Annotated in this window: 14 protein-coding genes; all 14 read right to left on the bottom strand. The window is 38.3% G+C overall.

Translation table 11 applies throughout. The features are described from left to right. Nucleotides 1–4 precede the first annotated feature (4 nt). On the bottom strand, nucleotides 5–1,072 hold the full coding sequence (gene wecB, locus RS893_RS29340) for a non-hydrolyzing UDP-N-acetylglucosamine 2-epimerase (RefSeq protein WP_315789074.1): 1,068 nt from the start codon (nucleotides 1,070–1,072) through the stop codon (nucleotides 5–7). 26 nt (nucleotides 1,073–1,098) lie between these two features. Then, nucleotides 1,099–1,884: a glycosyltransferase gene (locus RS893_RS29335; RefSeq protein ID WP_315789073.1), complete on the bottom strand. Its 786-nt coding sequence runs from the start codon at nucleotides 1,882–1,884 to the stop codon at nucleotides 1,099–1,101. Between the two features lie 119 nt (nucleotides 1,885–2,003). Then, the gene (locus RS893_RS29330; protein WP_315789072.1) at nucleotides 2,004–3,002 is read right to left on the bottom strand and encodes a hypothetical protein; all 999 of its coding nucleotides are present in this window, start codon (nucleotides 3,000–3,002) and stop codon (nucleotides 2,004–2,006) included. 42 nt (nucleotides 3,003–3,044) lie between these two features. Then, a complete protein-coding gene (locus RS893_RS29325) occupies nucleotides 3,045–6,038 on the bottom strand; it encodes a N,N-dimethylformamidase beta subunit family domain-containing protein (RefSeq protein WP_315789071.1) in 2,994 nt (997 codons plus the stop codon). 127 nt (nucleotides 6,039–6,165) lie between these two features. Next, nucleotides 6,166–7,461: an NAD(P)/FAD-dependent oxidoreductase gene (locus tag RS893_RS29320; RefSeq protein WP_315789070.1), complete on the bottom strand. Its 1,296-nt coding sequence runs from the start codon at nucleotides 7,459–7,461 to the stop codon at nucleotides 6,166–6,168. A gap of 4 nt (nucleotides 7,462–7,465) precedes the next feature. Further along, a complete protein-coding gene (locus tag RS893_RS29315) occupies nucleotides 7,466–8,461 on the bottom strand; it encodes a GDP-mannose 4,6-dehydratase (protein WP_315789069.1) in 996 nt (331 codons plus the stop codon). 111 nt (nucleotides 8,462–8,572) lie between these two features. After that, the gene (locus tag RS893_RS29310) at nucleotides 8,573–8,932 is read right to left on the bottom strand and encodes an EamA family transporter (RefSeq protein ID WP_315789068.1); all 360 of its coding nucleotides are present in this window, start codon (nucleotides 8,930–8,932) and stop codon (nucleotides 8,573–8,575) included. Between the two features lie 10 nt (nucleotides 8,933–8,942). Continuing rightward, a complete protein-coding gene (locus RS893_RS29305) occupies nucleotides 8,943–9,338 on the bottom strand; it encodes an EamA family transporter (RefSeq protein ID WP_315789067.1) in 396 nt (131 codons plus the stop codon). A gap of 65 nt (nucleotides 9,339–9,403) precedes the next feature. Then, entirely contained in the window at nucleotides 9,404–10,540 is a 1,137-nt protein-coding gene (locus RS893_RS29300; RefSeq protein WP_315789066.1) for a DegT/DnrJ/EryC1/StrS family aminotransferase, read from the bottom strand. Nucleotides 10,541–10,623: 83 nt separating this feature from the next. Beyond that, a complete protein-coding gene (locus RS893_RS29295; RefSeq protein ID WP_315789065.1) occupies nucleotides 10,624–11,235 on the bottom strand; it encodes an acyltransferase in 612 nt (203 codons plus the stop codon). Beyond that, nucleotides 11,222–12,235: a Gfo/Idh/MocA family oxidoreductase gene (locus tag RS893_RS29290; protein WP_315789064.1), complete on the bottom strand. Its 1,014-nt coding sequence runs from the start codon at nucleotides 12,233–12,235 to the stop codon at nucleotides 11,222–11,224. Before RS893_RS29290 ends, RS893_RS29295 begins: the two co-directional genes overlap by 14 nt. A 31-nt stretch (nucleotides 12,236–12,266) precedes the next feature. Continuing rightward, nucleotides 12,267–13,577: a nucleotide sugar dehydrogenase gene (locus tag RS893_RS29285; protein ID WP_315789063.1), complete on the bottom strand. Its 1,311-nt coding sequence runs from the start codon at nucleotides 13,575–13,577 to the stop codon at nucleotides 12,267–12,269. A 272-nt stretch (nucleotides 13,578–13,849) separates the two neighbouring features. Further along, nucleotides 13,850–14,278: a hypothetical protein gene (locus tag RS893_RS29280; RefSeq protein ID WP_315789062.1), complete on the bottom strand. Its 429-nt coding sequence runs from the start codon at nucleotides 14,276–14,278 to the stop codon at nucleotides 13,850–13,852. A 168-nt stretch (nucleotides 14,279–14,446) separates the two neighbouring features. Further along, the gene (locus RS893_RS29275; protein ID WP_315789061.1) at nucleotides 14,447–15,766 is read right to left on the bottom strand and encodes a glycosyltransferase family 4 protein; all 1,320 of its coding nucleotides are present in this window, start codon (nucleotides 15,764–15,766) and stop codon (nucleotides 14,447–14,449) included. Between the last annotated feature and the right edge of the window lie 166 nt (nucleotides 15,767–15,932).

The following is a 15,932-nucleotide window of genomic DNA, read 5'->3' as shown; positions in this document are numbered from 1 at the left end:
TTATTTAGTTTCTCTCATTGAGGAGAACTTCTGTAATTTTAGTTGCAGCATTACCTTCACCATAAAACAGAGGTGATTGGGATGGTGGAATAAAGTTGGCGATCGCTTCTTTTAAAGTCTCTGGTTGCACAAGTTTGTTCCAACCAGCTTCTACTGTCTCTTTCCATTCAGTCTCATTACGCATGGTAAAACAAGGACGACCCAAGATATAGGCTTCTTTTTGCATACCACCAGAATCTGTGATTAAACCTTGACAGTTACTTTCCAGCACCAACATATCTAGATAACTGACTGGTGGTATTGCTAAAATTTTGCTACTTTCAAGATAAAAATCTAATCCCTGTTTCTGAACTTGTGCCTGTGTTCGTGGATGGATGGGAAATACCACAGGTAAATCTAGTTCTGTCAAACTTTTGAGAATAGAACTGAGGCGATCGCGATTATCTGTATTACTGGGACGATGGATAGTTGCTAAATAAAATGTCTGCGGATTTAACTGGTATTTACTGAGAATATTAGAAGAATTGTTGGCTTTTAATTTAAAAGTCAAAATGGCATCCATCATCACATCTCCGACTAAATGGATACCTTGGACAATTCCTTCTTTTTGTAGACATTCTATAGCAAGAGGAGTTGGTGCAAATAATAGTTGTGCCAGATGATCTGTCACCACACGATTTACTTCTTCTGGCATTTCTCGATTAAAACTGCGTAGTCCAGCTTCAATATGAGCTAAGGGAATATATAATTTTGCAGCTACTAATGCACCTGCTAGCGTAGAGTTAGTATCGCCATAAACACATATCCAATTAGGTCTGTTTTGTAATAATAACTCCTCTATTTTTTCCATCATTCTACCTGTCATTGCCCCGTGATTGAGGCTATGAATATTCAAATGATAGTCCGGTTGTGGCAAATCTAGATCTTTGAAAAAGATATCAGACATGCGCGCATCAAAGTGCTGACCTGTGTGAACAATTATTTCCTCAATTCCTACTTGACGGAACGCACAACTAACTACCGACGCTTTCACAAATTGTGGTCTTGCACCTAAGATTGTTACTATTTTCATAATAATTTTATTTGTGTTTTACCTACTTATTTATATTTGTAGAGGATAACTCTACTTGGTTGTGCCACAAATAAACGTCTGAATGTTAACTTGCCAATATACTTTAAATGACTCCAAATTACTTTCACTACGCGTAGTTTTGATTGTCCATAGATGCGATTACTTAACTCTGTAGGTAATTCAACTACTTTATATCCACACAACATTGCTTCAGCAACAATCTCTACTAACCCTAAAAAACCTGGATAAGTAATGGGTATTTTCTCAAGAATTTCACGTCGGTAAGCACGAAACATACTAGTATAGGTATAAAGTTTTTGTGGCAAAACTATTCTATATATTTGTGATAAACCTTTACTAAGAAATAAACGCCAAGAAGGGACATTTTTAACACGACCTTGAGGATGATAAGGAGATGCGGTAACGATATCTATACCAGGACGCATTAAATCTAAAAGGTCAATTAGATATTTGGGATCATATGTGCAGTCACTATCCATAACACAGATGATATCGCCTTTTGCTGCTCCTAATCCGGTTTGGGTTGCGACTGAAAGTCCTTTATTTTTGGGATGGCGGATGATCTCAGCGGCTTGTCCAAGGTAATTTTGTAATTGTAGATAAGTATCGTCAGTACTACCGTCATCTATACAAATTATTTCTACCAATCTACAGTCACGTATTTTTTCTACCACAGGTAACAATTTTGTCTTGAGTGCCGCAATACCTTCAGATTCATTGAAGCAGGGAACAATAATGCTAACTGAGCATCGATTTTCTTTTCTGTCACCATCTACATTATCTAAATACATGAGTTTTGCTCCCAAGAATTTTAGGATAAAAAATCCTCTCTTGCATTGACACAATCGGCAAAAGAGGATTTTTTTAGATTAGAAACAATTTTTAAAAAAACTTTGTCAACCACAAGTTCTTATAACGGAGAAAATGCAATCTTATCTACTGCAAATTCTCGGATAAAAGTCATTTCTCCAGTCTTAGAATCAATGGTAAATAAAGAATTTGTTCCATCTCGTTTTGGTTTTGCTAAGGCATAAATTTCACCTTTAGAAGAAATAGCTAAACTTAACAAATCATTTTCTAATTTTTCTTTGTTATATCTTAATACTGCCACAGATTTAATTTTTGCTTTTCCAGTGACTACTGAGCGGTCAGCTAGGTCTATCTGAATCAAAACAGTAGAACCCTGTGAACCCAAATTAGTAGCATAAATTGTACCATCGGGAGCCAGGGCAAGATTACTATAGCGTTGGGCAAAAAACAAGTCTGGTAGCGAAAGTTTTGCACCAGGAAATATTTCTCCTGAAGTAGGTTCAACACCTACAAATTCAAAGGGTGTAATTCCACCACTTAGACTGACCAGACCCAAGTAATTTTCTTTTGTCGCTACTAGACTTTCTAATGTAGCATTTTTGGTAGTAAAGCCAGTTAGCTCCAGTGCTGTTTGTAATTTACCAGACTTCGCATCAAGTATGAGCAGACGGCTAAAATTACCTTGCTGCTGACTTAATACAGAGCTAACTACTAATTTGCCATCGAATGAGACAGTAAAAGCAGTAATTCGCTCTATCGGTTGAGTAGCCAGAGATTTTGTCTTGTTTCCAGATGTGGTTGTAGAATCTCTAGCATCATTGTTAACACTTCTAGAGGTAACATTTGTGGAAGGAATATCAACTAGAGTAGTCTGCTCACCAGTGACTGGATTGGCAGTAACTAAAGAGATACTGGGGGTGGTTTTAACATCACTTACAGTATCCGGCTTGCTTAAGCGTACACCCAGAATTTGATCGGATGAAATTTCAACAGATGGAACTTGCCCAACAGCTTTTCCTGCTAAATTAGCGATCGCACTAGCTGCGGCACCAGAGATCATCAACTGTGCAAATCTTCGGCGTCTAATTCTTAAATACATAACTTTAGATCCTGTCGTAGTAGTCGTAGTGGCATCAAAGATTTAAGGCACAATGACGTTTGGATCTGGAGTTTGGGGTTTAGCACCTAAGTCTGCCAATACATTGACAGCTATCTGCTTAGCACGAGGATCTACAAGACTAGGACTGTTACCGCCATTATCTAAACCGAACATCCAATGAATAGATCCGGTAGAAAATACTTTTGCCCCGCTAGCAGCAGTGTAGCGGACTGCATTTGAGACGTTGTAATTAGTACCAGCTGGTAAATCTTGGTCAGTTGACTGTGGACTCACCACCGACTGAGACAGTACTACTAATCCGCTTGGTGTTGCACCATTATTTATCACTGCATCCCACTCAAAACCCACCAGACTGGTCAACTTATCACCGTTACTCAGCCCAGTATTAGCATAATAAGGGTCGCTGCTATTGCTAACTACAAAATCATATCCAGAGTAAGTAGGATTATTGAAGTTAAAAGTATTGTATGTAGAAACATCATCGCCAGTGTACATGACACCCAACAAAGCATTTTCTGGACGGTTTATTAACCGGAATTTATTTGTAGGTGATACGGGATCAGAATTATCTTTGTAGCAAACCATAGTCCGGTTAGAGTCTTCAAAGCGTATACACCAATAAGCGGCATTAGCAGTGAAAAATCCTAAATTTACCTTCGGACTACCATCCCGTGCTTGTTCAATGGTATCCCTTTCTTGTGTTGACCAGTATTCGTCGTGACCTACTGATAGAAATACCTTGTGCTGCCGTAACCTCTGTACGTTACCTTGTACATCCAAGTTAGTCACGTAAGAGATATTGTAGCTTTGAGATTCTAGCCAGCGCACCATATGACGTTCAAAACGAGTCATCATGTCGTAATACCACGCGCCGTTACTAGTTGTTTGAATAAAGGGTCGGTCAAAGGATACCTTCACAGCCTTCTGCCCATTTAGACTATTCCAAGCGTATAAGCTATATTGACCCATCGCGTTATAAGCTTGGAAAGTAGTAAAACTACTTTGAAATACGATGTCAGCATTACTGCTATCATCACGCACTACAAACCAGATCGCTGATTGCTTATTGCTTGTTTGGTCAATTAACTTAGCAATGTACAACCCAGTAGTCCAATCAGAACCAACAGCAATGGTATAAGAAGTAGACCAGTTACACTGAACTCGGCCAGTATTAGAGTCTAAAGTACATGGATCTTGGGTGTTACCACTGATAGCATCACTACTTGATATCAACCTACCACCCAAACCACCGTAGTATCCCAAACGATACACTTCTACTTTGAAACTACCAGCTTGGGCTAAGGATACTTTAATTGGTAGCGATTCACCCTTATTAACACTAGTAGCTGTGGCATAACCCGAAATTTCATCTTGAGCGTAGTTAGAGTTAGGTATCTGCCAATTAGTAGTTCCTGGTTTGGCATTCTCTATATAAATAGGATTGGGATTTGTAGGTGTTGCTTTGGCTTGGAAGTTAGTAGTACCGATACCGACTGCCGTAGCCCTAACAATCACTGCATTATTTGGACCACTAGGTATTGACCCCAAAGTCAGGACCGTGCTAGCTTGACCACTACTATTTGTGACAGCACTAGTAGGCGAAACTGAACCACCGCCACTGGTAACAGCAAAGTTAACCGTTACTCCTGAAAGAGGATTACCATCCGGATCTTCGACTCGCACCACTAAAGGATCGGGTAAAGTAGTTCCTACAGAACCAGTCTGGTTATCGCCACTGACCTTATTAACTGTACTACCAACCGCTAAGACCACATCACGAAAATAGTTGCTATTACGGTAGGAATTAGTTGGGAAAGAGCCTACAGTGCCATAAACGCCGTTATTGCCGTCAGCAACTGAGCTAATTACCCCGTTAACAATAGAGTTTGCTAGGACATCGTAAGAGATGGGAAAGTATGCATTGGCGTTGACGGAAACTACATAGGTCGTATTTGGGTCAATATTAACTGGTGTACTCAGCACCTGCTGTTGCCAACCGGAAGCAGTCTCATTTTCAAAAGTAACTGTTGCTAACGACTGACCATCTGCTGTCCAGATTTTGCCTACATGGGTTCCTGTTTCACTGGCCGCTTTCCAGTAGCGAATAGCACTAATTTGACCACCCTTGGTACTACTAAACTTCATACCTAATTCATAAGAAGTATTATCCGTGACATTTGGACTATCAGGTGTTTGATTGGTAAAAACAGTATAAATATTAACTCCTGGTGGATTACCAGTGGCAGTAAAAGTAACTGTACCAACACCTGATGCAGTTGCATTTACAGTATTGGTGATGGGGATAAGCGCACCATTGGGTGGCGCTCCCAAAGTCAGCACAGTACTAGCCTCTCCATTGGCATTGGTAACAGCACTGGTAGGCGAAACCGAGCCACCGCCACTACTAACAGTAAAGTTAACCGTAACTCCTGATTGAGGATTACCATTACCATCATCGACTTTTACTACCAACGCATTTGCTAAGGCTGTTCCTGCTGTGCCAGTTTGATTGTCACCACTAACCTTAGTAATCGTAGGAATAATTACAGGGGCAAAGACTATATCACGGAAGTAGTTGCTGTTCTGGTAGGAGTTATTTGGGAAAGTACCCACAGCACCGAAAACACCATTAGCGTTATCAGCAACTGAACTGAGATTTCCATTTGTAATTGAAGATGCTAAGCCATTATTGGTGACAGCAAAATGACTGTTACAGTTAACCGAAACTATGTATACTGTGTTGGGTTGAATATCTAAGGGAGTACTGAAGGCTTGTTCTTGCCAACCCGAACCTGTTTCGTTGGCAAAAGTAACAGTCGCCAATGGGCTACCACCTGTTACTGCCCAAATATTGCCGACATGATTACCTGTTTCACTGGCTGCTTTCCAATACCGAATTGCAGTAATTTGACCAGCTTTATTACTTTGGAATTTCATTCCTAGTTCATAGCCCACACCATCGCTAATATCTGGATTACTAGGTGTCTGATTTGTAAAAATAGTTTGATTAGCCATTGTTGTGTAAGTCGCAAGGTGTTGATTAAAGCTTTGTCACAATAAATTCTTAGATATGCAAAGTGATGTTACATTCTTAACAAGAAGAAAATTTTATTAAGACAAAATTATACCCAGTGTTTAATTTTTAGAAGTGAAACTGACTCACAAATTCATCCACATGATGTACCACTGTATTGTTATTAAGCGTGTCATTGAGAAACTGTGAGGTATTCAGCACATAAAAATCTTCATGTTCCGTCAATACTTTGGGGACAAGCTGAGAATAATTCAGCACCTGTAACGGTTGCATTTTCATAGCCCGGTTAATGTGTGCTGATACAATATTTTCAACCTGCAAGTCTGGGAACATCAGACGCAGTCCTTGGAAGAACAAGTTACGCAGTTCTTCATCTGATTTTTTTAGCAACGGATCATCAGAATGCACATATTTTGGGAAATAAGTTAGATGCAGTCCTGCTGTTTCTTGGCGAGAAACTAGGTTACTCATTCCCAACACACCAGTAAACGGAATTTGCTGATCAGCAACATTGACAATGTAGTAGGGAACTAATGCTTTACGGGTAATCAGTCCCATACAGATTACACCCAGGTATTCTACTGTTGCACCATCCCCAGCAATCTGCACTAAATCTTTCGCTGCTACCTGTTGCAAAACATTTACAGGTGCTGTAAATATGACTTTATCAAAATGTTCTTTTTTGCTGTTACTTTCTACCCAAATCCCTTTTTCTGAGTGTGGTGCAATATATTCCACAGCCACACCTGTACGAATTTCGCCACTGGCAGCGTGAATTAAATTAGCCAAACGATCAAAAACCGTTTTATATCCACCTGCAATATAACCTAGTTGTTCTTTATGCAATGAGGAATCACGCGCCGAAAATAGACGTTTGATGTAAGACCAAATAAAAACCGCAGAGACACGTTTGTAGTTTTCTCCCAGTTTTGCTAGCAGTAACGGTTTCCACAACTTTTCGTAGGCATTCTTCCCAGAGATTCGTAATAGCCAATCTTCTACCGGAATTTTTTCTAGTCTTTGCCAGTTATTTATCCGCGAACCGTACAACAGAGTAAAAGCTAATCGTAGCTTACCTATAAAAGTAAGGGGAGGAAACAAGAAAAATTCTAAGGTGTTACTGATGGAATATAATTTTTTATTTATGTAACACCCTGTTAATGTAGCTCGCCAACGCAATTGATCTGCCAGTCCAATATCTTTAATAAACTGAATTAGATATTTATCTGATGGCAGAATCACATGATAAAATCTATCCCAAACAAAAGCACCAAAATCGTGATAAGTGGCAAGTCCACCAAGTTGTTGACTGCTTTCAAAAACAGTGACTTTATGACCTTTTTGTGACAGTCGATAGGCTAGTGATAACCCCATTATCCCGCCACCAATAATGCCTATCTTCATGCTTCTAATATTTATAAAGACCCAAACTACGCTGCCAAGAAATAGTACGAGATAATCCTTCTTCTAGTCCTACTTGTGCTTTCACACCCAGAAGTTTTTCACACTTAGTACTATCAGGAACTCGCCGTCTAACATCTTCGTATTTGCGACCGGTGAAAGATTCGTAGGGAATGAACTTAAGTTTGAGTTCACCAGGAGTATTACTCAGTCGTTTAATAGTTTGGGCAAGTTCAAGAATGGTTATTTCATGATTACTGCCAATATTAAAAATTTCGCCATTAGCTTCTGGTTTGATAGTGGCGGCGTATATTCCTTCTACAGTATCGCTGACAAAGGTAAAGCTACGAGTTTGCATTCCGTCACCATGAATGGTAATTTCACCATCATTTAATACTTGTTCAATAAATACTGATTGAGGGCCTCCCCACCATGAGAGGTGATGGCGTGGGCCGTAGGAACCAAAAAACCTGAGCAGGACTACAGGAAAACCATAGCTATCTTGATAGGCGAAGGCAAGATGTTCATCAAAGAGTTTGGAAACAGCGTAACTCCAACGGGCAACTTTTGACGAACCAAGCACAGAATCATCGTCTTCGCTGAAGGGAATTTTGGGGTTTCGTCCGTAAACATCGGAGGTGGAAGCCAACACACATTTACAATTTAACTGTCGTGCTAGCTCCAACACATTATCTGTACCTTGATAGTTAATTTTCAATGTATCAATGGCTTTGCCGTAGCGGGGAATTTTGAAGGCGGCCAGGTGAACGATGCAATCAATATCTGTAGCTAAGTTATCAAAGGTACTTTTTTCAGTAATATCTTTTTGCAGAAACTGAAATTGTTTATTGGTTAAATGATGCCCAATATTTTCTATTTTTCCCATTGATAGGTTATCGATACCAATCACCTCATGACCGCAAGCGATTAGTTTATCGAGCAGATGGGAACCAAGAAAACCAGCAACGCCAGTCACTAATATTTTTCTAGGAATATTTGTCATATATTTTTCTCTTGTATTAATTTTATGTCGTTTACAAAGATTAATAACTAGCCAAATAATTTAGATGAATGCAGAGAATTAATGGCTATAATATCCTAAAAATTTTTCTAGCTATTTCTGTACAACAAGAATGACACCAGTGATAATAATTGCAATACCAAACCACTGACTCAGAACGACTTTTTCTCCTAAAAAACGATTAGACGCTAAAGGCACTAAGGCAAACGTTAAACCAAGAGCTGGAAATGCTTGACTCAGAGGAATTGTTCGCAGGACTAACAGCCATAAAATAGTCACGATGACATAGCTAGTAAACCATATCCAAAAGAAGGGCGAAAGCAACAAATTTTTAGAGGATTTTTGCTCTAAATTAGAGGATTTGGGAGCTTGGAAAGCATATTTTAGTGATAACTGTCCAACTGTACCTAGAATCACCACTGTTATTAAAATTAACCAAGGAATTAGGTTCATTTGCTGTTACCTAATGATGATGCTGTTTTGATTTTTGAATTGGCAATGCGACTAGTAAAACTCCTATAAAAATTAGTACAACACCAATAATACGAACCGAAGTAATTTTTTCATCAAAAAAGTAATAAGAGCCAAATAAAATTCCTACATAGTTTAGACTTGTTAAAGGATAGGCAATACTTAATTTCACTACTCGTAAAGCAAATACCCAATTCACAACACCCAGGCTATATGTTGTCAAAGCAAGTGCCAATTGTTGAATGAATGTCCAGGAGAAAAATCCAGCATTCAAATTGCTCATGGTGTGTTTCATGAGCAGTTGTCCCACAATTCCAAAAGCAATACTGACAAATAAAGTTGTGTAAGAAAGTATTTTTAAACGGGATGGTAATGATTCTGTTGTCATTACATATACTCAGCAGAAGTTAATAAAAAAAGCGTGTAAAAACAGGCTATCAAAGTAAATTTAATTTACTGGAAACAGTAGATATCAGCTAAAGCTTGACTAACAGTTTCAGTTACAATTTGTTGTGCCGTTGGTTCCAGTTCGGGGAACATAGGTAAGGAGAGGACTTCACAGCTAAGTTGTTCACTAACTGGGAAGGAACCAGAAGTGTAACCTAAGTCAGTATGAACTTCTTGCAGATGTAGAGGAATGGGGTAATACACCATGCTAGCCACACCTTTTTCTTTGAGGATTTTTTGCAAGTTGTCACGTTGACCGTTTAATACCCGAATAGTAAATTGATTCCAGACAGAGTTTCCACCTTGTACTACATCAGGTAAAATTATGCCTTTGACGTGAGCTAGTTGTTTGAGGTAGTAATTTGCGATCGCACTTCTGGCTGCATTCCACTGATCTAAATATGGTAGCTTTATTAGTAAAACAGTAGCTTGCACAGTATCCAAGCGACTATTTAGTCCCAATTCTTCATGATGATACTTTACCTTACCACCATGTCTGCGTAGATACTCAACCCGTTCTGCAATTTCTGGATCGGAAGTTGCGACTGCACCGCCATCGCCAAAACATCCTAAATTTTTGGTAGGAAAGAAGCTAAAACAACCAGCATCCCCAATTGTCCCTACCTTTTTCCCATCCCATGTTGCACCTGTAGCTTGAGCGCAATCTTCAATCACTTTCAGATTATACTTACGGGCAATTTCCATAATTGCAGTCATATTACATGGACGCCCGTATAGATGCACTGGCAAAATTGCTTTGGTACGTTCTGTTATTTTTGCTTCAATTAAGCTGGTATCTATGTTGTAGCTACTGAAATCTACATCAACAAAAACTGGAGTTGCCCCTACTATACCAATCGCTTCTGTTGTAGCAATAAATGTAAAAGGCGTAGTAATGACTTCATCTCCAGAACCGATTCGCAATGCTCTGAGAGCTAAATGTAGTGCGTCTGTACCAGAATTGCAAGAAATGACTTGTTCACAACCCAGATATTGAGCAAACTGGATTTCAAACTCTTTGACTTGAGGACCCATAATGTAACGCCCTCCAGCCATAACTGCACAGATACTTTTCTCAATTTGATCTGCAATCTTTTGATACTGAACAGTAGCATCAAATGGGGGGATGTTGGTTTTATTCATGCAGTTTTTATAAATAATAATTTATCAAATTTGTCAATTTTCCCAGTTTAATCACAAATACACACGAGACAATAGCTCTTCAATTACACAATCCTTGTAATTTGATTTTCACCACTATACTGATACTTGCGATCGCAGGCTTCACAGACAGTCATATCGTCAAATTTTTCTAATTTAGCACCGCATTCACACATCCAACCCACTTGTTTTGCTGGATTGCCATAAACTAATGCATAATCTGGCACATCTTTAGTAACAGTTGACCCTGCACCAATAAACGCATAACGTCCGATGGTATGACCACAAACAATTGTGGCGTTAGCTCCTATCGTCGCACCCTGTTTCACCAAAGTTTTTAAATAGTGGTCTTTGGTATTGCGAGGAAAAGCAGAACGTGGTGTATTAATATTGGTAAATACACAACTAGGCCCACAAAAAACGTCATCTTCTAAAGTCACCCCATCGTAGACAGAAACGTTATTTTGAATTTTGACATTCTGCCCAATTTTGACACCAGCAGCAATAAAAACATTTTGCCCAATTTTACATTTTTCTCCCATTTCTACATTTGGCATCACATGGCTAAAATGCCATATTTGTGTCCCATTACCAATTGTACACGGCTGATCTACATAGGCAGATTCATGCACAAAATAATCTAAATCTTGTTTGGAATGAGAATTAACTAACGACAAGTTGGTTCTCCTTGAGATAAATTACTTTGCCTTGAGATTCTAACGATAATTGAGCAGCTTGTAAAACTGTCAAAACATCAATTCCATTCTGGATATTAGTGACAGGAGTTTGCCTGGTTGTAATACAATCTAAAAAATGTTGGCACTCTAACTTTAAGGGTTCTGCTGGCTCTAGGTTAATAGAATTTTTTCCTCCTTTGTGAATAACTGGAATATGATGTTGCCACTCTAATTTCTGTTCATAAATTATTAACTTTTCGTTCACCGAAACATCATCAAAAACAGCTGTTCCAGCATCTCCTACTACCACCAACCTGTGTTCTTTAAAAGGGTGAAACCAACTCACAAAAATATGAGCTTTAAAGTTTTGCTCAAACTCTAGATTTATGACGCAAAAATCTTCGACTTCACCCAAACGAGAACTACCAACAGCTTGAACAGATATTGGTAGTTTGCCAATAAATCCTAAAATAGAACAAATGTCGTGGGGGGCAAAACTCCAAAGTACGTTTTCTTCTGTGCGGACTTTTCCGCAACTCAAACGATTGGAATAAATATATTGCAGTTGACCAATTTTGCCTTCAGCTACTAGGCTGCGGAGTTTGACTAAAGCCGGATGATACTCCAATAGATGGCCTACCATGAGAATTTTATCGCTTTTGTAAGCGGCAGTTTGAATGGCTAGAGCATCTTCTAGAGTTAAAGCCAGGGGTTTCTCGACAAAAACATCTTTACCAGCAGCTAATGCTTCCATTACTAAACTGGCATGAGTTGCTGCTGGTGTAGCAATTACTACTGCTTTTACATCTGACATTGACAAGACTTCATTAATGTTAGTTACACTCTCAATGCCATATTGTTCTTCAAATTTTGCTAAGGTTTCCTGATTAGCATCGCAAACAACCCGCAAAACATCTAATTCAGCAAAATTGCGAACTAAATTTTTACCCCAGTAGCCGCAGCCAATTACTGCTATATATTTATCAACAAGAGGCGTCATATTTATGAAAAATGTCTCCATTCAAGATTAATTACGCACAGACAGCATTGTTTGCATTTAATCCTTTTGCTGATAAAACATTACGAGTATCTATAATTAGGGATGAATGCTCAGCTACTAATTGATAGTCTACATTATCATGGTCTGTAGCAATAATGACAGCATCAAATTTTCGTAAATTATCTTTGGTTAAAGGTACAGATTTTAAATTAATTTCTGGATAATGACGATGACCAAAACAGGTAGGAGCATAAGGGTCATGATATTCGACTTTTGCTTCTTGATGTTGTAAAAGTTGAATGATTTTGAGAGAAGGGCTTTCCCGTTGATCATCTACATTTTTTTTGTAAGCAACTCCTAAGATGAGAATTTGAGAGTTTTTGAGAGGTTTACATTGACTATTGAGAGCAGAAATTAATCTATTAACTACATAGTTAGGCATTAAAGTATTAACTTCACCAGCTAACTCAATAAATTGCAATGAAACATCATATTCTCTAGCTTTCCATGTTAAGTAAAACGGATCAATAGGAATACAATGTCCACCCCAACCAGGGCCAGGATAAAAAGCTTGAAAACCAAAGGGCTTAGTTTTCGCTGCTTCAATTACTTCCCAGATATCTATATCCATTTTGTGGAATAGAATCTTCAGTTCGTTAACAAGGGCGATATTAACAGCGCGGTAAATGTTTTCTAGAATTTTTGTTGCTTCTGCTGTTTTAGTAGAAGATACTGGCACTGTTTTAACAATAATTTGGTTATAGAGAGTCTGAGCAAGTTCCAGACATAAGGGTGTAGTTCCACCAACTACTTTTGGTACATTAACTAAAGAAAACTTGCCATTAGCAGGGTCTTCACGTTCTGGAGAATAAGCAAGTGAAAATTCTTGACCAACTACAAAACCAGTTTTAGAAAGGATAGGCAGCATTACTTCTTCTGTAGTTCCTGGATAAGTAGTACTTTCCAAAACCACTAGCTGTCCGATTTTCAAATGACTGGCAATTGTATAAGTCGTTTCAATCACATAGGTTAAGTCAGGCTCTCTATGTGTATTTAAAGGTGTAGGGACACAAATAATAATTGCATCCACTTCCCCCAAACGACTCATGTCAGTTGTGGCATCAATTAATTCATGCTTTAAAGTTTCTGAAGCAATATGTTTAATATATGATTTACCTTGCTTAATTTGGTCAATTTTCTGCTGATCAATATCAAAACCAATTACTGAAAATCCTTTTTGAGCAAAGGCTACTAATATTGGTAGACCTACATATCCAAGCCCAATAATGCCAATTTTTGCTTGTTTATTATTAATTTTATCTTTGAGTTCTTTAAGTAACATATTTTATCACCTCAAAAGTGGATTTGATTGTATTCGTTTATTCAATTAATTTAAAAGCCGAAAATTTTATCTATTTTGTTCAGTTATGTTAAAACTAGTGATTAATAGTCAATAAATAAGTAACCACTAATTTAGTCAAACCTAAATTACATCAGCAAATATCTGTTCCATTTTGCGGAGATAGAAAATTCTGCTTAAAAGCACTAGAATTACTAGTTTGAAGGCTACAACGAGCAACAAAAAACTACTAACTACCAACAACTAAGTTTGATTTATCCTACAAACTGAAAATCTTTGATGCTGTTGTGGTTAACTAATCGTGCATGGCGGCGAGTAAACTCACCTACAGAAGGGTTTCCTTGAGGATCTATCACTCCTGTTGCGTGTTGCCAAAGTTCTGGTGGCACATTTTTTATTTCGTATGTATTATTTTCGCCTTTACAGACGTGATACCACTTAGTTGACTGACATTGCTCACACCAAAAAGCTTCTACCCACTCTCCATTTAGGGGAACTGCTGTCTGGTGTGCTACCAACATTAATGCATTCCGTCGAGGTATACCCCTTTGTTGTAATTGTCCTGCCCGGTCTGCATACAACTGATATTTTTGACTAACACTATTAAGATAACATCCATGAATTGGACAATAGATAGCTCTTCGTTTCGAGCGTTTCCGATTACGGTCACACCTTCTGTGCAATTCGGCCTCCCATGATTAATTAGAAGGTTACGTTGGAGGGACTGAGATCATAAGACCATCGAAGCCCAGCTCCTAAATAAATAACAATATTTACTTTGGCTTAATTCAATTTTTTCTAGTTCTAAAGAACAAATGCTTCGATAATAAAACAAAATTTTTTAGTTTTATTTATTTATCCAAGCTAATACTCTGCTGCAAAACTTGTAAATATTGTCGAGATACAATTTGAGGTGTAAAGTGCGATCGCATATACTGACGACCAGCCCTACCCATACGCTTTGCTAATTCCTGGTCTTGACTCAGCAGGCGAATAAACTCAGCCAACCCATGACTGTCTCCATTTTCAAAGGTGTCACCACAATTGGCTTCTGTAATCATTTGTCTCAAATATGAATACTGTGAACAAATAACTGCTATTGGTCGCCCGGATGCTAAGGCTGGATAAAGTTTGCTGGGAGCCACTAAGCTTTCCATACCCGCATCCACACTCACTAGAGACAAATCACCAGCTGTCAAAGAGTAAGGTAATACTTCTTTGTCTTGATAAGGTAAAAAGACAAAATTTTTTAGTCTTAAGCGATTTACATCCTTGATTAATTCTTCCTGTTTTGCTCCACTACCAATAAACACAAACTGAATTGGTTCATCTTGTAGTAGTTTGGCTGCTTCCAAGATGGTGTCCATGTCATGACAACGACCCATGTTGCCAGAGTAAAGCACTGTAAACTTATTTACTAAGTTGTACTTCCATGCGAACCAGTTCTCTTTTTTGGCTATGGGTATTATCAAATCAGGATCTCCCCAACTGTGAATTACAAAAACCTTATCGGCTACCTGTGGACAAATAGCAGTCACTCGCATTTTCATTGCAGGACTGAGAACTATGATTGCTTTGGATTTTTGCCAAACTAATTTATTTAGTTTCTGCCAAAGCTTTGCTAGCCAATGGTCTTTTGAGACCACATTCAGAGCGATCGCAATATCTGGATATAGATCATAGAGTATGCAGATATAGGGAATTTTCAACCAACTATGAGCTAAATATCCTATGACTGGCAAAAATGGTGGTGCTGTGGTCAATAACAATAAGTTGAAACGACTACCATTTTTCAGTAAATGAAGTACAGCGCGCAGAGTAAACAGAACTCCATTTACTGCTTTACCTCGAATACGTCCTGGCCAAAGTTGAGCAGTGCGCGATCGTTGTACTTGTACTTTACCTAAATTTTCGACAGCTGGGGCATGAGAAGCTCGAAAAGCATATCCTGGCTGACTTGTAAAAACTTCAATATCTACCCCTAAAATTCCCAATTGCCTAGTCAGTTCTTCTAACAATTGTCCTGTAGCTGCGTAATCTGGAGGAAAAAATTGAGTAATGACTGACAATTTGAATGTTTTCTCAGTTTTTATCAAATCTTCAGTTTTATCCTCCGAATAAGCAGAGCTATATAAAAATAGTTTTTGATTAATCCATTTACTGAGTGTCATCGGCTCTATCCTGTACCAAAACTTTAGTCTAGATGACCTTCTATTCAATTCATGAAAATCTACATCTTTATCATCAGTAAACTTAAGTTTTTAAATATCAAATAAACAGATCAATTAAAAACTGTTTGTTTACTCTTGAGAAATACTTTTATACATTTAGTAAAGA

Origin of the sequence: Fischerella sp. JS2, from assembly GCF_032393985.1 — a bacterium.
Classification (GTDB): domain Bacteria; phylum Cyanobacteriota; class Cyanobacteriia; order Cyanobacteriales; family Nostocaceae; genus Fischerella.
The sequence above is the reverse complement of the archived record's forward strand: the minus strand, read 5'-3'. Positions and strand labels throughout refer to the sequence as shown.